Source organism: Acinetobacter sp. UBA1496 (genome assembly GCF_002324975.1).
In the GTDB taxonomy this organism is placed as follows: domain Bacteria; phylum Pseudomonadota; class Gammaproteobacteria; order Pseudomonadales; family Moraxellaceae; genus Acinetobacter; species Acinetobacter variabilis.
In genome coordinates, this window is the sequence record NZ_DCRI01000019.1 from 1 (window position 1) to 17289 (window position 17289).

General features: G+C 42.6%; 13 protein-coding genes and 1 pseudogene. 8 read left to right on the forward strand and 6 right to left on the reverse strand.

What is annotated here, in order from left to right:
• Window positions 1–40: 40 nt before the first annotated feature.
• Both B3143_RS01635 and ahpC read right to left on the reverse strand, forming a co-directional pair.
• The gene (locus B3143_RS01635; protein WP_004784043.1) at window positions 41–247 is read right to left on the reverse strand and encodes a KTSC domain-containing protein; all 207 of its coding nucleotides are present in this window, start codon (window positions 245–247) and stop codon (window positions 41–43) included.
• Between the two features lie 294 nt (window positions 248–541).
• Window positions 542–1105 carry an alkyl hydroperoxide reductase subunit C gene (ahpC, locus tag B3143_RS01640; protein ID WP_004784041.1) on the reverse strand — a complete coding sequence of 188 codons (564 nt, stop codon included), beginning with the start codon at window positions 1103–1105 and terminating at the stop codon, window positions 542–544.
• 362 nt (window positions 1106–1467) lie between these two features.
• Between ahpC and hrpA the strand changes: the two genes are divergently transcribed.
• The 5 genes and pseudogenes from hrpA to B3143_RS01665 all read left to right on the forward strand — a co-directional run bounded on the left by hrpA (window position 1468) and on the right by B3143_RS01665 (window position 11289).
• Window positions 1468–5412 (forward strand): ATP-dependent RNA helicase HrpA, encoded by a 3945-nt coding sequence (gene hrpA / locus B3143_RS01645; protein ID WP_034702283.1) that lies wholly within the window; start codon window positions 1468–1470, stop codon window positions 5410–5412.
• A gap of 30 nt (window positions 5413–5442) precedes the next feature.
• Window positions 5443–6552 (forward strand): beta-ketoacyl-ACP synthase III, encoded by a 1110-nt coding sequence (locus tag B3143_RS01650; protein WP_004784039.1) that lies wholly within the window; start codon window positions 5443–5445, stop codon window positions 6550–6552.
• Window positions 6553–6566: 14 nt separating this feature from the next.
• Window positions 6567–7325, forward strand: a pseudogene (locus B3143_RS01655) (lysophospholipid acyltransferase family protein).
• Between the two features lie 154 nt (window positions 7326–7479).
• Window positions 7480–9486 (forward strand): hypothetical protein, encoded by a 2007-nt coding sequence (locus B3143_RS01660; RefSeq protein ID WP_034702285.1) that lies wholly within the window; start codon window positions 7480–7482, stop codon window positions 9484–9486.
• Window positions 9487–9573: 87 nt separating this feature from the next.
• On the forward strand, window positions 9574–11289 hold the full coding sequence (locus B3143_RS01665) for an AAA family ATPase (RefSeq protein WP_004784036.1): 1716 nt from the start codon (window positions 9574–9576) through the stop codon (window positions 11287–11289).
• Window positions 11290–11498: 209 nt separating this feature from the next.
• Here B3143_RS01665 and B3143_RS01670 read toward each other — a convergent pair whose 3' ends face one another.
• Window positions 11499–11951, reverse strand: coding sequence for a DUF441 domain-containing protein (locus tag B3143_RS01670; RefSeq protein WP_034702287.1), 453 nt, complete (start codon window positions 11949–11951; stop codon window positions 11499–11501).
• Window positions 11952–12088: 137 nt separating this feature from the next.
• Here B3143_RS01670 and B3143_RS01675 point away from each other — a divergent pair, with 137 nt between their 5' ends.
• Window positions 12089–12796, forward strand: coding sequence for a pseudouridine synthase (locus B3143_RS01675; RefSeq protein WP_034702289.1), 708 nt, complete (start codon window positions 12089–12091; stop codon window positions 12794–12796).
• 10 nt (window positions 12797–12806) lie between these two features.
• Here B3143_RS01675 and B3143_RS01680 read toward each other — a convergent pair whose 3' ends face one another.
• The 3 genes from B3143_RS01680 to B3143_RS01690 form a co-directional block, all read right to left on the reverse strand.
• Window positions 12807–13250: a GNAT family N-acetyltransferase gene (locus B3143_RS01680; protein ID WP_004784033.1), complete on the reverse strand. Its 444-nt coding sequence runs from the start codon at window positions 13248–13250 to the stop codon at window positions 12807–12809.
• A gap of 99 nt (window positions 13251–13349) precedes the next feature.
• Window positions 13350–13697, reverse strand: a complete 348-nt coding sequence (locus tag B3143_RS01685) for a type II toxin-antitoxin system RelB/DinJ family antitoxin (protein WP_004784032.1) — start codon at window positions 13695–13697, stop codon at window positions 13350–13352.
• 113 nt (window positions 13698–13810) lie between these two features.
• On the reverse strand, window positions 13811–14719 hold the full coding sequence (locus B3143_RS01690; RefSeq protein ID WP_004784031.1) for a pseudouridine synthase: 909 nt from the start codon (window positions 14717–14719) through the stop codon (window positions 13811–13813).
• Window positions 14720–14848: 129 nt separating this feature from the next.
• On the opposite strand from B3143_RS01690, the gene tsaE reads away from it, so the two are divergent.
• On the forward strand, window positions 14849–15325 hold the full coding sequence (gene tsaE / locus B3143_RS01695) for a tRNA (adenosine(37)-N6)-threonylcarbamoyltransferase complex ATPase subunit type 1 TsaE (RefSeq protein WP_034590094.1): 477 nt from the start codon (window positions 14849–14851) through the stop codon (window positions 15323–15325).
• Window positions 15318–17288 carry a DNA mismatch repair endonuclease MutL gene (gene mutL / locus B3143_RS01700; RefSeq protein ID WP_004784029.1) on the forward strand — a complete coding sequence of 657 codons (1971 nt, stop codon included), beginning with the start codon at window positions 15318–15320 and terminating at the stop codon, window positions 17286–17288. The genes tsaE and mutL overlap by 8 nt, the downstream gene beginning before the upstream one ends.
• Window position 17289: the final 1 nt, after the last annotated feature.

Below are 17289 nucleotides of genomic sequence, written 5' to 3' on the forward strand. Positions count from 1 at the left end.
TAATAGTGCGTAAGTCCTAGTTAAGTAGAAATTAGTTAAATTAAAACAGGCAAACCCGGTCAAAATGTAAGTTGTATTCAAGATACTTCTGTACAAAGGCCATTTTATCTTGTCGTCTTAACAGGTTGTCATAAACAAATTCGGGAACAGGATGGTAGAGCTCTATATCGCCATTGCTATAAATGATTTTCAGGTGGCGGCTAGAAGGACTATAAGCCCATGAGATCACGGTTAGCAGTTTTTGCATACGTTTTCCTCCACTGAATATTATTATCTTATGTCTTGAACTTATGCCAACTGACATTGAAGATGTATAACTGAATTGTAAGCATAAGTAGGGGATTGTTATGAAGAGGATGCAATATGCATGCCTGATTTTTATATGATCTTTAAGATGAAAAATAAAGATTTGGCAGGATGGCTTTAGATAGAAGAAAAAGGAAAATAAAACGGTTGGCCAATAGAGCAATCAAATAAATGTTCAAATAAAAAACCACGCTAAAAGCGTGGTTTTTTTTGAATCAGTTCAATCTAATACAGATTAGATTTTACCAACTAGGTCGATTGAAGGAGCAAGAGTTGCGTCGCCTTCTTTCCATTTAGCTGGGCAAACTTCGCCTGGGTGAGCGTGTACGTATTGAGCTGCTTTAACTTTACGAAGAAGTTCTTGAGCATCACGACCGATACCGCCAGCGTTGATTTCAACGATTTGGATTTTACCTTCTGGATCGATCACGAAAGTACCACGGTCAGCAAGGCCGTCAGCTTCAATTAGTACGTCGAAGTTTTTAGCAAGAGTCCAAGTAGGATCGCCAACCATTACGTATTGGATTTTTTTGATTTCTTCAGAAGAATCGTGCCAAGCTTTGTGAGTGAAGTGAGTGTCAGTAGAAACTGAGTAGATTTCAACGCCTAATTTTTTGAATTCTTCGTAGTTGTCAGCAAGGTCGCCAAGTTCAGTTGGGCAAACGAAAGTGAAGTCAGCTGGGTAGAAGAATACTACAGACCATTTACCTTTAAGGTCAGCTTCTGTTACTTCGATGAATTTACCATTTTGGAACGCAGTTGTTTTGAACGGTTTAACTTCAGTATTAATTAAGCTCATCATTGTCTCCATGATTGAGGTTTGTATTTAATTTCCAATAGGGTACAGAAATTATTTTTCTTGCTGAAACAGTATTTTTACATAACATACATCGGAAAAACCGAATTAAGCTAAAAATAAAACACCATTAGCGCAAACAGCATTGCTCTTGATATAAATGATTCAACCGTAGAATGGTGAATACATCATGACAAGACTCACCCCGGTTTAATGCCTCTTCAGACATGATGCCGCAAGCAGTAAAATTCAAGGGTAAAAATTAAAAAATTATAAAAATATTCAAAATGGCCGTTCTTTCGCTTAGGGGCAATACAGCGTAAAATAGCTGCCTATTGTCTTTTTTTATATCAGGTGTTTTCTCAGTGCAGAGTCCTTTAAATGTAGATCAGCTCGTTATGGCGCGTGACCGTCATCGTTTAAATCGACTCCAAAAAGGTAAAGATGCCAACCAAAAGCAATATCAAGAATTATTTGAAAAATCGCATGCCAAAGTCATGCAGCGTATCGAACGCATTCCCAATATCAAGCTGAATCAGGATCTGCCTGTTACCCAGTATGCAGACAAGCTGATTGAAGCGATTCAGCAGCATCAGGTTATTATTGTGGCTGGTGAAACCGGTTCCGGTAAAACCACGCAATTACCACAAATCGCCATGCTGGCAGGTCGCGGCCTGACTGGTCTGATTGGCCATACCCAGCCACGTCGTCTGGCTGCGCGTAGCGTATCACAGCGTATTGCGGAAGAAGTTGGCGAGAAACTGGGTGAATCAATTTCCTTTAAGGTTCGTTTTAATGAACAGGGCTCGCAGGATTCGATTGTCCGTTTGATGACGGATGGTATTTTATTGGCAGAGCTGGCCAATGACCGGTTCCTGACCAAATACGACACCATTATTATCGATGAAGCGCATGAACGCTCGCTGAATATCGATTTCATCATGGGGTATCTCAAGCAGCTCTTGCCGCGTCGTAAAGATCTAAAAGTGATCATTACTTCGGCAACACTGGACGTAAATCGTTTCAGTAACTACTTTAATGGCGCGCCGATCTATGAAGTGGAAGGGCGTAGCTATCCGGTAGAAGTGCGTTATCGTCCAATTTCTGAAATGAGCATTGTCGGCAGTGATGATGACGAGTTTGATGATTTTGAAGAAAATCTGCCACGTGCAGTGGTTGCAGCTGTAGAAGAATGTTTTCAGGATGCACAGGAAAAGGGACATCCGGAACATGCCGATATCCTGATTTTTGCCAGTACCGAACAGGAAATTCGTGAACTGCAGGAAACCCTGATAAAGCATGGTCCACGCCATACTGAAGTGTTACCACTCTACGCACGATTAGCATTAGCAGAACAGCAAAAAATCTTTAATCCTTCGGGCGGCGGTCGACGGATTATTATCGCCACCAATGTAGCAGAAACAGCATTAACTGTTCCGAATATCCGTTATGTGATTGATAGCGGTTTTGCCCGTATTTCCCGTTATAACTATCGTTCACGGGTGCAGCGCTTACCGATCGAAGCGGTTTCTCAAGCTGCTGCCAATCAGCGTAAAGGTCGTTGTGGCCGTATTGCGCCAGGTGTCTGTATTCGTCTGTATAGTGAAGAAGACTTTTTAAGTCGTCCTGAATTTACCGAACCAGAGATTAAACGGACCAATCTGGCATCCGTTATTTTACAGATGCAAAGTCTGGGCCTAGGTTCACTGGAAGATTTCGATTTCATTGAGCCGCCAGATCATCGTCTGGTCAATGATGGTCGCAAGCTCTTGATTGAGCTTGGGGCGATGGTGGAGAAGAGTAAAGCCCCTCTTTCTGAAAGAGGGGTTGGGGGAGATTCTACTAATCCTCCTAAATCCTCCTTTACGAGAGGAGGACTTCAAGGCAAGGGAGATTCTCTAACCAAAATCGGTCAGCAAATGGCAAAAATGCCAATCGATCCACGTCTGGCGCGAATGATTCTTGGCGGTGCGCATTTTGGTGCATTGAATGAAGCTTTGGTAATTGTGGCGGCACTAGCTGTACAAGACCCACGTGAACGTCCTGCGGATAAGCAGATGCAGGCCGATCAAAAACATGCCTTATTCCGTGAAACAGATTCAGATTTCCTGTTTTATATCAAGCTCTGGGATACCCTGCATAATAACCGTGAAAGTATGAGTGAAAACAAACGCCGTACTTTTGCACGGAATCATTTCCTGAGCTGGTTGCGTCTGCGTGAATGGAAGAAAACTCATGAGCAGCTAGTGGATCTGGCTAAAGGCTTAAAACTGTCCTTTAATGAAAAGAAAGCTAGTTATGAAAATCTCCATCGCGCTTTATTGACCGGCCTACTGTCTTTTATTGCCAACAAGACTGATGAACGTAATGTGTTTATGGCAGTTCGTCAGCAGAAAGCACGGATTTTCCCGGCATCAACGCTGCACAAAACCAATACCCCATGGGTAATGGCTTTTGAAATGGTTGAAACCTCGCAGGTGTATTTACGAACTCTAGCGAAAATTGAGCCGGAATGGATTTTGCTGGCTGCGCGTGACTTACTGAAACATCATTATTTCGAACCACATTGGTCGAAAAAGGCGGGTGTGGTCAATGCGTATGATCAGATTTCTCTGTTTGGTCTAATCATCGAGCCGAAACGTCCGGTCAATTATGAGAAAGTGGATCAGCCGGCTGCGCATGAAATCTTCCTGCGTGATGCACTGACTACTGGTAATCTCGGCATTAATCCACCCTTCTTGAAGCATAATTTGCTGAAACTGGAAGAAGTGGAGCGGGTAGAAGATAAGCTACGCCGTCGTGACTTGGTCGTGGATGAAGAAACCATTTACCAGTTTTATGCCTCCAAAGTGCCACCAGAAGTAGCCAGTCGCCGCAGTTTTGAGGACTGGCGTGCGACAGTAGAGCCACATGATCCACGTTATCTGTTTATTGATGATGATGCGCTTTGGCTGAATGATCGTCCGACCACACAACAGTTTCCGGATTATTTACGTAATGGTGAATTGCGTCTGGCGACCAGTTACCGTTTTGACCCAAGTCATGATGAAGATGGTGCAACGGTTAAAATCCCGCTGCAGGCTTTGCCGCAGGTCGATGAAAATATCTGGTCATGGGGGATTCCGGGCTGGCGTCTGGAGTTGATCGAAGCTTTATTAAAGAGTTTACCTAAAGATAAACGCCGTAGTCTGGTGCCGATTCCAGACACTGCGAAAAAGCTGGCAGCCCGTATTGATGCAGTCAATTTACGTGAGCATATTTTCAGTTTTCTGGCTTTCCAGTTGCGTGGCGAGCAGATTACAGAAAAAGATTTTAGCCTGGATCGGGTTGAGCAATATCTCTTGCCTTTGATCAAGGTGATTGATGAAAAAGGTCGTGTGATTGAACAAGGCCGTGATCTTGCCGAACTGAAAGCCCGTTGCCGTACTGAAACTCATAGTCCGGTGAAACAGTTAAAAGGTGAATTTAAAACTTTCCCAGAAAACTTTGTCTTTGAAGCGTCACAAAAAGTGACGGGTGTAGTGGTCAAGCAATATCAGGCACTGGTTCCGACCAAAGACTTCGCTGCACTGGAACAGAAAGATGAATCTGGTGTCGTGATTCAGACCTTTAATGATCAGGCTGAAGCCGTCAAACAGCACCGTGAAGGGATTATTCGACTGGTGCATATGCAGCTCGGAGATCTGGTGCGCCAGCTGAAAAAACAGATTTCCAAACCGCTGGCACTGGCATATTCACCGCTTGGTGATAAGGCTCAACTGGAGCAAATGCTAGTTTATGCCACACTGCACCTGTCAATTAACGAGCTGCCTGTCAATATGCAAGAGTTCCAAAAGTTGGTGGAGGATGTAAAAAAATCTTTCCTGACTCATGGCCAGACTGCACTGAAAGAAATCACGGATATTTATATCCAGTGGCAGGAAATCCGTCGTAAATTACTGGTTTTAGACCCATCTATATTTGGAAAAAATATTGATGATATTGAGGATCAGCTTGATTTGATGAGTCTTTCTGACTTTGTTTATCGGAAACCTTCCGACGTATGGTCAGAATTTCCACGTTATTTGAAAGCCCTGATCTTGCGTTTAGAGCGCTTGCCAAATAACCTACAGAGGGATGATTCCGCCATTGACCAAATTGATCCGTGGATGGAAAAATTATTTCAGTTTAAAAATGACGCTCGCCTTAAAGAATTGTATTTTATGGTTGAGGAGTTAAGGATCTCATTGTTTTCTCAACCGATGAAAACGAAAACACCCGTTTCTCCAACTCGTCTGCAAAAAGTATGGGAACGTCTTGGAATCAGTTAAGATATAGGTCATTTTGAGAAGGAGTTTTACATGGGCATTCGTATTACGGGTACTGGCTTGTTCCATCCGGAAGATGTCATTACCAATGAAGAGTTAGTTGAAAGTTTAAATGCTTATGTGGAACTGTATAATCACGAAAATGCAGATAAAATCGCTGCAGGCGAATTAGATGCACGTCGTGGTTCTAGCGCAGAATTTATTGAAAAAGCGTCAGGCGTACAACGCCGTTATGTGTCAGAAAAAACTGGCATCCTCGATCCAAAACGTTTACGTCCAAATCTACGTGAACGTTCAGATGATGAAATTTCCCTTCAGGCAGAATGGGGCGTGATCGCAGCAAAACAGGCGATGGAAAATGCCGGTGTCACTGCTGAAGATATCGATGTCGTGATCCTGTCATGTTCAAACCTACAACGTGCTTATCCTGCGGTTGCGATTGAAATCCAGACTGCTCTGGGTATTCAAGGTTATGCTTATGACATGAACGTTGCATGTTCAGCAGCCACTTTCGGTTTAAAACAGGCTGCTGATGCCATCAAGGCAGGTGCACGTCGCGTATTGCTGGTGAATGTTGAAATCACCTCTGCACATACCGATTTCCGTTCACGTGACTGTCACTTTATTTTCGGTGATGTCGCAACTGCATCGATCATTGAAGATACTGAAACTAAAACCGGTTTTGAGATTCTAGATACTTCATTATTTACCCAGTTCTCAAACAATATCCGCAATAACTTTGGTTTCCTGAATACGTCAGAAAATGCGGATATCGACGACAAACGTTTCCGTCAGGATGGTCGTAAAGTATTTAAAGAAGTGTGTCCACTGGTTGCCAAGATGATTACTGCTCAACTTGAGAAAAATCATATTGCCCCTACAGATGTGAAACGCTTCTGGTTGCACCAGGCTAATGCCAGCATGAATGAATTAATTCTGAAACTGGTAGTGGGTAAAGAAAATGCCAAACCAGGTCTGGTACCTATCATTCTGAATGAGTTTGCCAATACTTCTTCCGCAGGTGTCATTATTGCCTTACATCGTACTGCAAATGAAGTTGAAGACGGCGAATATGGCGTACTGTGTTCATTTGGTGCAGGCTATTCAGTGGGTTCAATCCTGGTACAAAAACGCGTGGCGTAAGCCGGGAGTATATTTTGCAGGTCAAGCATGACGGAGCATGGATCAGGCGCTTAAGTGCCTTATCCAAACTGTATTTCACGCCTACTTTTTTAGGGGCTGAAAATATTGATGCCAGTCGACCTGCAATGTATGTCGGTAATCATTCCATGTATGGCATCTTTGATGCGCCAATGCTGATTGATTACCTGTACAATGAACATCAAGTGGCTGTGGTTAGTATTGCTGATCATAGCCATTTTTATGTGCCGCTATGGCGTGAAGCAGTGAAGAAATTTGGTGCTATTGATGGTATACAGGACTATGTGCGCTCAGCTATGCAGCAAGGCTACTCGATTCTGGTCTTTCCGGGTGGTGGCCGTGAAGTGCTGAAACGGGAAGGTGAGCAGTATTAGCTGATCTGGAAAGAGCGTTACGGTTTCCTGAAATTAGCACAAGAGTTTCAATACGATATTGTCCCTTTTGCTGCACTCGGCGGTGATGAAATCTATGAGATTGGATTTGATGCCAATAAGATCATTCAACATAAGTATTTTCAAAAATTATTAAAAATTCCCCAACTCAATAAATTATTACGTCATGGTGACGTGATTCCTTCCTTACCTAAAAATCTGTTTCCCAAACGCTTGCCTTTTTATTTTCAGTTTATGCCGCGGCAGCCAATTCATCATGTGCAGCACGAGAATGATCTGATTGATTTTCGTGAGCATTTACAACAAAAGATCTATCAGGGGCTAGAACTGTTGGCTGACAGACGTCGGCAAGATGAAGTCTAGGTCTTTTCATCATTCCTGCTTTGCTTTACATTGAGATCGAATCGTCTAAAAAATCACCATGCTTCAATTTCTGTAATAGAAAGGAAAAAGCGATTTTAAAGGATTGAAATTCAGTAGGTCTGTAACTCAATAGGGTTAAAACGAAGGGGGAAATATGGAACAGGAGTGTTTGCTACTGCCATTCAGACAGCTCGCTCAACAATGCCTCAGTATTTTTCCTGAGTTAAATCAGCTGTATTTGGATCAAATGGCTTTTGTTGGTCATGTGAATGCCCAGAATTTGTTCAGGATTCATCAGGACGAACATCGCATTGACCTGCTTAATGGCTTATTAAATATCCAGCTATATACACCTCAAGATTTAAATCCGGAAAGTCCTCATGCCTTAGCAGAAATGCACATTGATTCCAGTCTGGCTAAAGCAGAGGCTTTGGAAGAGTTTTTCTTTCAGGATATTTACTTTCTGACTGGCGATTTAAAGCCCCAGCATTCCCTGTTTTTACGTGATAAAGCCAAACAGCTCCGTCAGCTCATTATTGATCAAGTCTATATATGGGTTAATGCGCCTGACCGAGTTGCTAATTGCTTAAAACAGATGTCGCTTGTGCAGGCTGAAATCATCGACTCCTTTATGATTAAAGCCGAAGTTTATACTCAGTCTTGTATCAGTAATTGGATTCAAAGTGGGCATGAGATTCCTGCGCATGTCTTAAAACAGCTACAGCAAATCTTTTCCTTGCAATATTTGCAGCCAGATGAGTTTCTATCGATTCAGTCAGTTATGGATAGTCTGGATGCATTTTGTTTTAGTGCGCCTGAGTTTCTGCACCCAGCAACCTTCCGGATTATTTCTTTATCCTTTGAAAACCGGTTCAATCTGCACGAACTGAATGACCATATTGACGATATTCGTTTGTTGTATCGGCATGCAGAAGAGCAAAGTCATCTACTGGGCTTTGTCCGGTTGATGAATTGTGATAGCTGGCATCGGAGTGATCTGCTATCCAAACGCAATTTTCTGGAAAATAATCCTTATTTATGGCAAAAAAAAGTCGCCAAACTTCCTTTATTTGACTGTCATCGCGTAGTGAACTGGCTATTTAAACAGCCTGCGGAAATCTTGGATTGGCTGAGCAGCAATATTCAACATAGCAGTGTGCGGGTAGCAGCAACAGCTTTAAGCTTTATCGATACGCATCATATTCATCCGCAGATTGTTTTAGCTACCTTGCAATATTTTCAATATATCGCAGCACGTCTGTTTATTGATGATGTTCATCAATATGCCATTCAGCATCACTGGTTTGAGCATGAGCTAAATCGAACAGTTGTTCTCAAAGGGACGCGTCAGGCTATTGAGGATCATCGTATTGCGATTAGTCCATCGATTCTATATCTGGATGAATGGATCGGATTATTGCGGGATGTAGTGGCAATGGATGATCAGATGACTAAAAGAGTTTACGCCAACTTAAGTCGGGTGATGCAGGCTTATATGCAGCATCTGTATAAGGTCACCCGTGATTTGCCTGAGGATGTGCTGGCTTATATTCGGCCCCAAACTCAGCAAGACCGTGATTTTTATAACGTGCTACAACGTAACCAGATTCCATTTGTAGAGTTCAGGAAGCGCTTTTATTTACATGCAAGGCATGTGCGGGAATCCTGTTTTGATGGTTATATCCGTGATTATCTGCCGGAGTATTTTTCTACTCAACCGGAAGTGCCTAAAAATTTAAGCTGGACCAGTTTATTTACGCAGGCAGTTGTCTGGCATGAGCAAATTCAGAAGCAAGAAATTATTGCCAAGCTCAAAAAAGACTTTGCTCTAACCAGCTGGAGGCCGCTCACACAAGCACATTTTCTACTGTATTTTAATTGGCGGTTTGAGGAATTGAAAACACTAGAGCGGATTATTGAAGAGGCTAGAATATTCCGGAACTGTCTGGCTGCAAGTTATGCACAGCGTATAGTCGAAGGTGAATATGTGGCCTTTCGCATGTCACATCCTGCCATTAAATTACCTTTGATTTTAGGCTGTCAGTTGCAGAATGACCAAGTCATCTTTGACCAGCTTGAGTATCCAAATAATCAAAAAGCGGAAGTTGAATATATCAATATTGCCCAGCATTTTATTAACTGGTTAAACCTGCAGGCTTGACCTGATTCAGTGCTTTTCTGTCCGTGAAGCTTAACTTTTCCGGCAAAAATCGTTAGGCTATAGCCGTTCTTTTACGGTATCTCTTTTATGAAACAGGAAACTGCACTTAAGCTCTTAAAAGCAGGGGAAAATGTCTTTTTAACCGGTTCTGCGGGTGCAGGGAAAACTTATACGCTCAATCAATATATCAATTATCTGAAAGCCCGTAAGGTGTCGGTCGCCATTACTGCGTCGACTGGCATTGCAGCAACGCATATGAATGGCATGACCATACATACCTGGGCAGGAATTGGGATCAAAGACTTTTTGTCTGAAGAAGACCTGAAGCGGATGAAAGAGCGTAAATACCTGAAAGAACACTTGGAAAATGCGCAAGTCCTGATTATTGATGAAATTTCCATGCTGCATGCCAAGCAGCTTAATCTGGTCAATCAGGTGCTGAAATATTTCAAGGAAAGTGATGAAGCTTTTGGTGGGATTCAGGTCATTGTAGCAGGGGATTTTTTCCAGTTGCCGCCCGTTGGAAAAAATGATGAACGTAACCGCGATAAATTCTGCTTTATGTCGGATGCCTGGGTTGAAGCCAAGTTCCGCGTCTGTTACTTGACTGAACAGCACCGTCAGGGCAATGACTATCTGAATGATATTCTGAATGCCATTCGTGCACAGGCCATTTCACCTGAACATCGTTCAGCGCTACAAGGTACACGTCAGCAGGACATTGGCGATACCTATACACGTCTCTATACCCACAATATGGATGTCGACAGCATTAACTTTAAGCATCTGAATGAAATTGATCAGGATCCCCGCCAGTTTGATGCGCAATGTGATGGCAATGAAAAACTGATTGAAACCTTAAAGTCTTCAGTCCGAGCACCCGAAGCCTTAACCCTGAAAAAACATGCCAAGGTCATGTTCGTGAAAAATAACTTTGATATGGGTTATATCAACGGCAGCTTGGGTGAAGTGATCGGCTTTGAAGATGATGATGAGCATGGCATTCTGCCAAAAGTTAAACTGACAGATGGAACTACATTAATTGTAGAGCCTGAAACTTGGTCGGTAGATAATGAAGCAGGTAAAACCATTGCCAGTTTCCAGCAGATTCCACTACGTTTGGCTTGGGCGATTACCATTCATAAGTCTCAAGGCATGACGCTAGAAGCTGCTGAGATTGACTTGAGCCATACCTTTGAAAAAGGTCAGGGCTATGTAGCATTATCCCGTTTAAAAAGCTTAAATGGTCTACGCTTGAAAGGCTTTAATGAACAGGCTCTGGAACTTGATAGTCTTGCCATTAAGGCTGATCGCCGTTTTCAGGAACTGTCAGATGAAGCAGAAGCGAATTTTGAAAACGTGGATTTGACTGTACAGCATAAGGCCTTTATCCGCCATTGTGGTGGCACTTTGAACGAAGTTGAGATCCAGCGTAATGAGAAGAAAATTGCCAAAAATGGTGGTAAGCAAAACTACGCGACTGCAACCTTGGATGAAACCCGTGAACTGTTTGAAGAAGGGTATGAGATTTCCGATATTGCAACTGAACGTGGCTTGACACCAGCAACCATTATTAACCATCTCGGACGTTTGCATAAAGAGCAAGGTCTTGATATCTCAATAGCTCATCCGGGTGAGGAAGTTGTTGAACAAGTCCGTAAGATTTATAAACGTCTAACCAAACGTCAAAATTCAGATCATTTTAATGATGATGGCAGTATTAAATTACGCCCAATCGTGGAACTGACCAGCCCGCGTATGGGTTATGATCAGGTGCGTTTGGCCTTGCTGTTTGTGGAATAAAATTTGGGTTTTTAAATTTTAGTATTTAACCTGAGCTTTTACTTTTGAAAGATCAAAAGTAACAAAAATCTTTTGTTGGATTGAAGGTACATCCTGTACCTCAATCCAACGAGCGACATCCATGTCGCTGATCATGTGATTTAATACTATGCAGTTCTTAATTTTAGAATATTAATTTTTAAGAATATTGCACAATCATGGTTAAAGACTTATTGCGTTCCAATCAATAACGATAAAATCCCGGCTGCAATTAATGGCCCGACTGGGACACCACGAAGTACCGCGACGCCTGCCACCGTACCAATTAATAGACCTGCAACGACATCAGGCTGACTTGACATCAGTTTCACCCCGCGTCCACCAAGCCAGGCAACAAATAGACCGATTGCAATTGCCAGTAAAGATTTCCAGCTAAGAAAAGATTTCAGAATACTGTCACCGGGAATTTTTCCGCTAGCAATCGGAGCCAATACTCCAATGGTTAAAATAATAATCCCGATATTTAGGCCATGTTGCTGTATATAAGGTAAGAGTTCATTGAGAGGCGTGATTTTTAATACGATCAACACGGCCGCGGCAATGGTCACAGCAGTATTATGACTAAAAATACCGCAAGCCAGTAGAACCAGAAGAACAAGCAGATTCAGATCAAATTGGGACATAAGGAGATAGGAAAAATGAAAAGTCACAGGATTATAGGCTTTTTACCCATTTAAAGGGAGAAAGCCTTATAAGAACTGAATCTAGTTGGTTTTCGGTATAGAATGCGCCTATTGTTCGTTTAAACAGGTTCAGACAGATGCTATTGGAAAAAATGTTGCAATCACAAGGTTTCGGCTCACGAAAACATTGTCAGCAACTGATTAAAAATGGTGCTATTTCGATTCAAGGCGAACTCATCGATAACCCCAAGCATAAGCTGAATCTGCAAGATCTGACTTTTAGCGTCTATGGTCATGAGTATCGCTATCGGGAAAAAGTATATATTGCGCTCAACAAGCCACAAGATTATGAGTGCTCACATCAGGCCACACATCATTTCAGTGTATTTGATCTGTTTGATGACATCCTGTTAAACCGTGGAATTCAATGTGTAGGTCGTCTCGATCAGGACACCACCGGACTGTTATTGCTGACGGATGATGGTCAGTTTTTACAAGCGTTGACCCATCCTAAAAAACATGTGGCGAAAGTCTATCAGATGACTACTGCCGATCCCGTGACAGATGAGCAGATTCAACAGCTTGAACAGGGTGTGGAATTGAGAAATGAAAAAGGCACCTTTGCTGCTACAGATATTGTTCGTCTAGATGAAAATCGTCTGCAAATGACCATTCATCAAGGGGTTTATCATCAGGTGAAACGTATGCTGGCAGCTGTTGGCAATAAAGTGGAGCAGCTGCATCGTGCCCAGATTGGTGCATTGGCCTTGAATGAACTGCCAATAGGGGAATGGACCTATCTGGACGCAGAACAAGTGGCACAGGCAAAATTCCGTACCGAATAAAGTCTGGGATTTATTTCAGGAAACAATGGAAAGTCACGAATTCATTATCCTGAATAAATCCAAGTGACTCATAAAGTTTATGTGACTGATAATTGGTTTTTTGCGTTTCCAGGCTGATTCGAAGCGCATTCTCATGTCGGGCAAACAAGATGGCAGTGTCAATCAGTTGCTTGGCTGCACCATGCCGTCGATAAGGCGGGCTAATATAGACATCGTCCAGCACATAATAAGTAGAACATGCGACTGAGGAAAATCTTAAATACAGCAGAATAAATCCGGTAAAAATATCATCCTTAGTGTTGATAAAAATGACAGTTTGACCATCTTCAAAACGCTGTTTCAGAAACTCGTAAGATAAATCCAGATTGGAAGAAGTACCATAAAATTGACGGTACTCATCAAATAAAACGGCCAGGTTAGGTAGATCTTCTGACTGGGCGCGTCGCACGATCATCGGCTTACTCCATGTTAATTTTATTATTTATCATTAACATCAAGCATAGCGAAGTTTGAAAGGAGAGAAACTTAAGAATTGTTCGTAAATGCAACAATGTTAAATTTTGTCGCTTTCACCTAAAATGGCATTCAGCTCTTCAAATAAATCAAAATGATCATCATCCAGATTCATTTCCTGATGATCTGCTGGAATCGCTGTAGTACTTGGACTTGAGGTTTGTTCTGCCTTAAGTTCATTCTGTTTCTGCTTGCGTAACTTGATCAGCTGTTCCAGATTAATATTCTGATTTTCAATCGAGAAGGGGATTGATTTGGTCAGAACCACCTGTTTAAAAAAAAGACGAACTGCCTGAGCCGGCGTAATCCCCAATTGTTTAAATACTGCAAATGCCTGTTTCTTTTCTTGGGAATCCAGGCGAATTTGATAAACTTCAGTTTTTCTCATAATATTTTCAAAGCTTTAAATTACTTAACTTTTCGCCTTATTCTAATCGATAACTTCGGGATTTCAATCCTCAAGTTGCCGTTTTTAGAAAATAATCTGTAATGACAAGAGATTTACAGTGTCAATTCAAGTTCAGAGCTAAATTGCATCTGCTTTTGAGTAACTGGATCCCTAAACTGAATGTGTTTGGCCAGTAGCTGTAACGGTGCAGAAAAATCATCATCCGCCTTATGGCAAACCTGGGGATAAAAAGGATCATTCTGGATCGGAATCCCCAAATGACTTAAATGTACCCTTAACTGATGCTGCTTTCCTGTATGCGGTTTTAGCTCATATTTGCCCCATTGTTGATCATGTTGCAGCAGTTGAATTTCGGTTTCGCTATTAGGTTCTCCTTCTACCACCTGCATGATATAAAAGGGCTGGCCTTTTTCCATTTTCAGCTTTGTGATGAGAGGAAAACTTAAATCATCACGATAAGCCGCAATCGCATGATAGGTTTTCTGTACTTGCCGAGTCGCAAACATTTGCTGATAAACCCCACGCGATTGCACACATTTTGAAATCAGCACCGCACCTGCCGTTTCACGATCTAAGCGATGAATCGGAGTGAGATGTTCATTTCCAGTTTGCCGTTTTAGGCGTACCAGCAAGGTTTCCTGTACATATTGTCCAGTAGGACTTATGGTCAGAAAATGCGGTTTATCTACGACCAGTAGATGCTCATTCTCAAACAGAATCTGATGCTGAAAAGGAACATGCACTTCGTGTGCCAAAAAACGATAATAAAAACAATGAGTATTCGCTTGAAAAGAACTTTCGATGCTTAAGGTATTACCCTGAGCATCATAAACCAGACCATTATTGAAACGGGATTGCCATTCGCTTGACTCAATATGTGGAAATTGTGCACAGAGATAGGCATAGACTGTCTTGGGTGAATCTGAGGTCGCTTGCAGGAATACTTTACTTGCCGTAACCCCATTCAGCATGGGTGGGCTAAATTCAACAGTCGGAGTCATCACAACGTGGATCTATCTCTGGTCTGGAACGGATGCTGTGAAAAAATACAGTTTCTCACAGAGGTGAATAGGCTTTTAAAGCGTTGCGATGCTATCATAATTATTCTTTTTCATCATGTCGTGAGTAATATGCCTTATTCATTTAATGTCACTTTAAAACATGAAGATGACACCCAAAATCTGGCCAAAGTTCTGGCAAATAATTTTTCTTCGGGCGTTATATATCTGATTGGTGACTTGGGTGCGGGGAAAACCACGCTGACGCGTTATTACTTACAACAACTCGGTCATAAAGGCTCAGTAAAAAGTCCGACTTATACGCTGGTGGAGCCCTATCAGGTGAATGGTCAGGATATCTTTCATTTTGATTTATATCGCCTTAATGACCCTTATGAACTTGAATTGATGGGAATTCGGGATTATTTAGAAACTCCCAATGCGCTATTTTTATTTGAATGGCCTTCTAAGGGTGGCGATGAAATCCCGCAAGCCGATTTAATTATTGAAATTTTAAAATCAGAAGATGAGCTGACCCGTACTGCAAGTCTGATTTCTTCTAATCTGGCCTTACAGCAAGCTTTGGAGCGTGAATTCCCAAATGGTTGATGATTTAAGCATACGCCGTATCCGTGCACTTGATCCAGCGCTGGCGAACCAGATTGCCGCAGGTGAAGTGATTGAACGTCCTGCATCTGTGGTCAAGGAGTTACTGGAAAACTCGATTGATGCAGGTGCGACCGAGCTGATCATCCGGGTGGAACAGGGCGGCAGTACGCTGATTGAAATCATTGATAATGGCCGAGGCATTCATTATGAGGATTTGCCACTGGCCGTAATGCGTCATGCGACCAGTAAGATTCAAACGACTGAAGAGCTGCATGCGATTACCAGCTTGGGCTTTCGTGGTGAAGCATTGGCCTCAATTGCTGCAGTGTCTCGTTTGACTCTAACGAGTAGCCAGAATGAAGATGGTATTGGCTATCAGGTCGAAGTAAACGGCACGGCTTTTGATCATCAGGATATTCAACCGGTTGCAGCATCCAAAGGAACTCAGATCCGGGTGCAGGATTTATTCTTCAATGTTCCGGCGCGGCGCAAATTTCTAAAAAAGCCCGGCACTGAATTTGGACATATCGAAGAAATTGTCCGCCGTATGGCTTTAACGCATTTCGATATTCGCTTTGTATTGGAACATAACCAAACCATCAAGCTGAATTTGCCGGTCGCAGATAGTGGTGCTTTGCGTTTTCAACGTGTGCAACAATTACTTGGCCGTCAGTTTACTGAAAATGCTTACTGGATTGATGCAGACAGTATCAATATGCGTTTATCAGGCTGGCTCGGACATCCTTCAGATGCACGGGCTCAAGCCGATCTGCAATATGTCTATGTGAATGGCCGGATCGTTAAAGACAAGACCATTTCTCATGCCTTGCGCATGGCCTATGATGGTATCCTGCATGGCCATCAGCATGCCGCTTATTTACTATTTCTGGAAATCGATCCAGAAAGTATTGATGTCAATGTGCATCCGACCAAACATGAAATTCGTTTCCTGAACCAGCGTGAAGTACATGAATTTGTACGTCACTATGCCAAGGAAACCCTGGCACAATTCCAGACTGCGAGCGCTGATCTGGCTGAGGCCATGAAAACTGAGTCTGAAGCTGTTGCGATTACACCACAGCCACGCTATCAGGAGCAGTTTAGCCTGCATCAGCCCGTAGCCACTCAACCAGTTATTCCCGCCACATATCTATATCATCAGCGTGAAGAAGAAGCTTCTGATGTGTTAACGGATTTTGAATCATCTGGTCCACAAACTGTGCATTATGCGCAGGATTACAATAAGTCATATTCGGGTTCACAGCAGCTGAATAATGCCTTGAAAAGTTATCTCGCGCCTTTAAGAGAAACTGAACCGGAAACCAATACTTCAGCATCGGATGCATTTCAGTCACATTTACATAGTAAAGTGGATGAGCATCCTTTGGGGATTGCGATCGCCCAGCTGCATGGGATTTATATTCTGGCGCAAAATACCGAAGGCTTAATCATCGTAGATATGCATGCGGCGCATGAGCGTATTCTGCTGCAACAGATGAAAATGGCTTGGGATAAACCGGAATTCTGGATATCCCAGCAATTGCTGATTCCTAAAGTGGTGAGCATTAGTCGTATGCAAGCCATGCGTGTTGACGAACTCAAAGATCAACTTGCTCGTTTAGGTCTGGAAATTGACCAGTATGGTGATGAACAGGTCATTGTACGAGGCGTACCGGCCATTTTACATAAGGCTGATTTTGATGCCTTGATCCCTGAATTATTGAATGATCTGGATCCTAATGATCAGGGACAGGGGTTAATGCAAAAACGTGACCAGATTCTTGCAGGTATGGCCTGTCATGGTGCGGTACGTGCGCATCGAATGTTAAGTCTATCTGAAATGAATGCTTTGCTGCGTCAAATGGAACAAACTGAATTTGCGAGCCAATGTAATCATGGTCGTCCAACCTGGCGAGCATTTCCATTGTCTCAACTTGATAAACTTTTTGCTCGGGGAGAGTAGC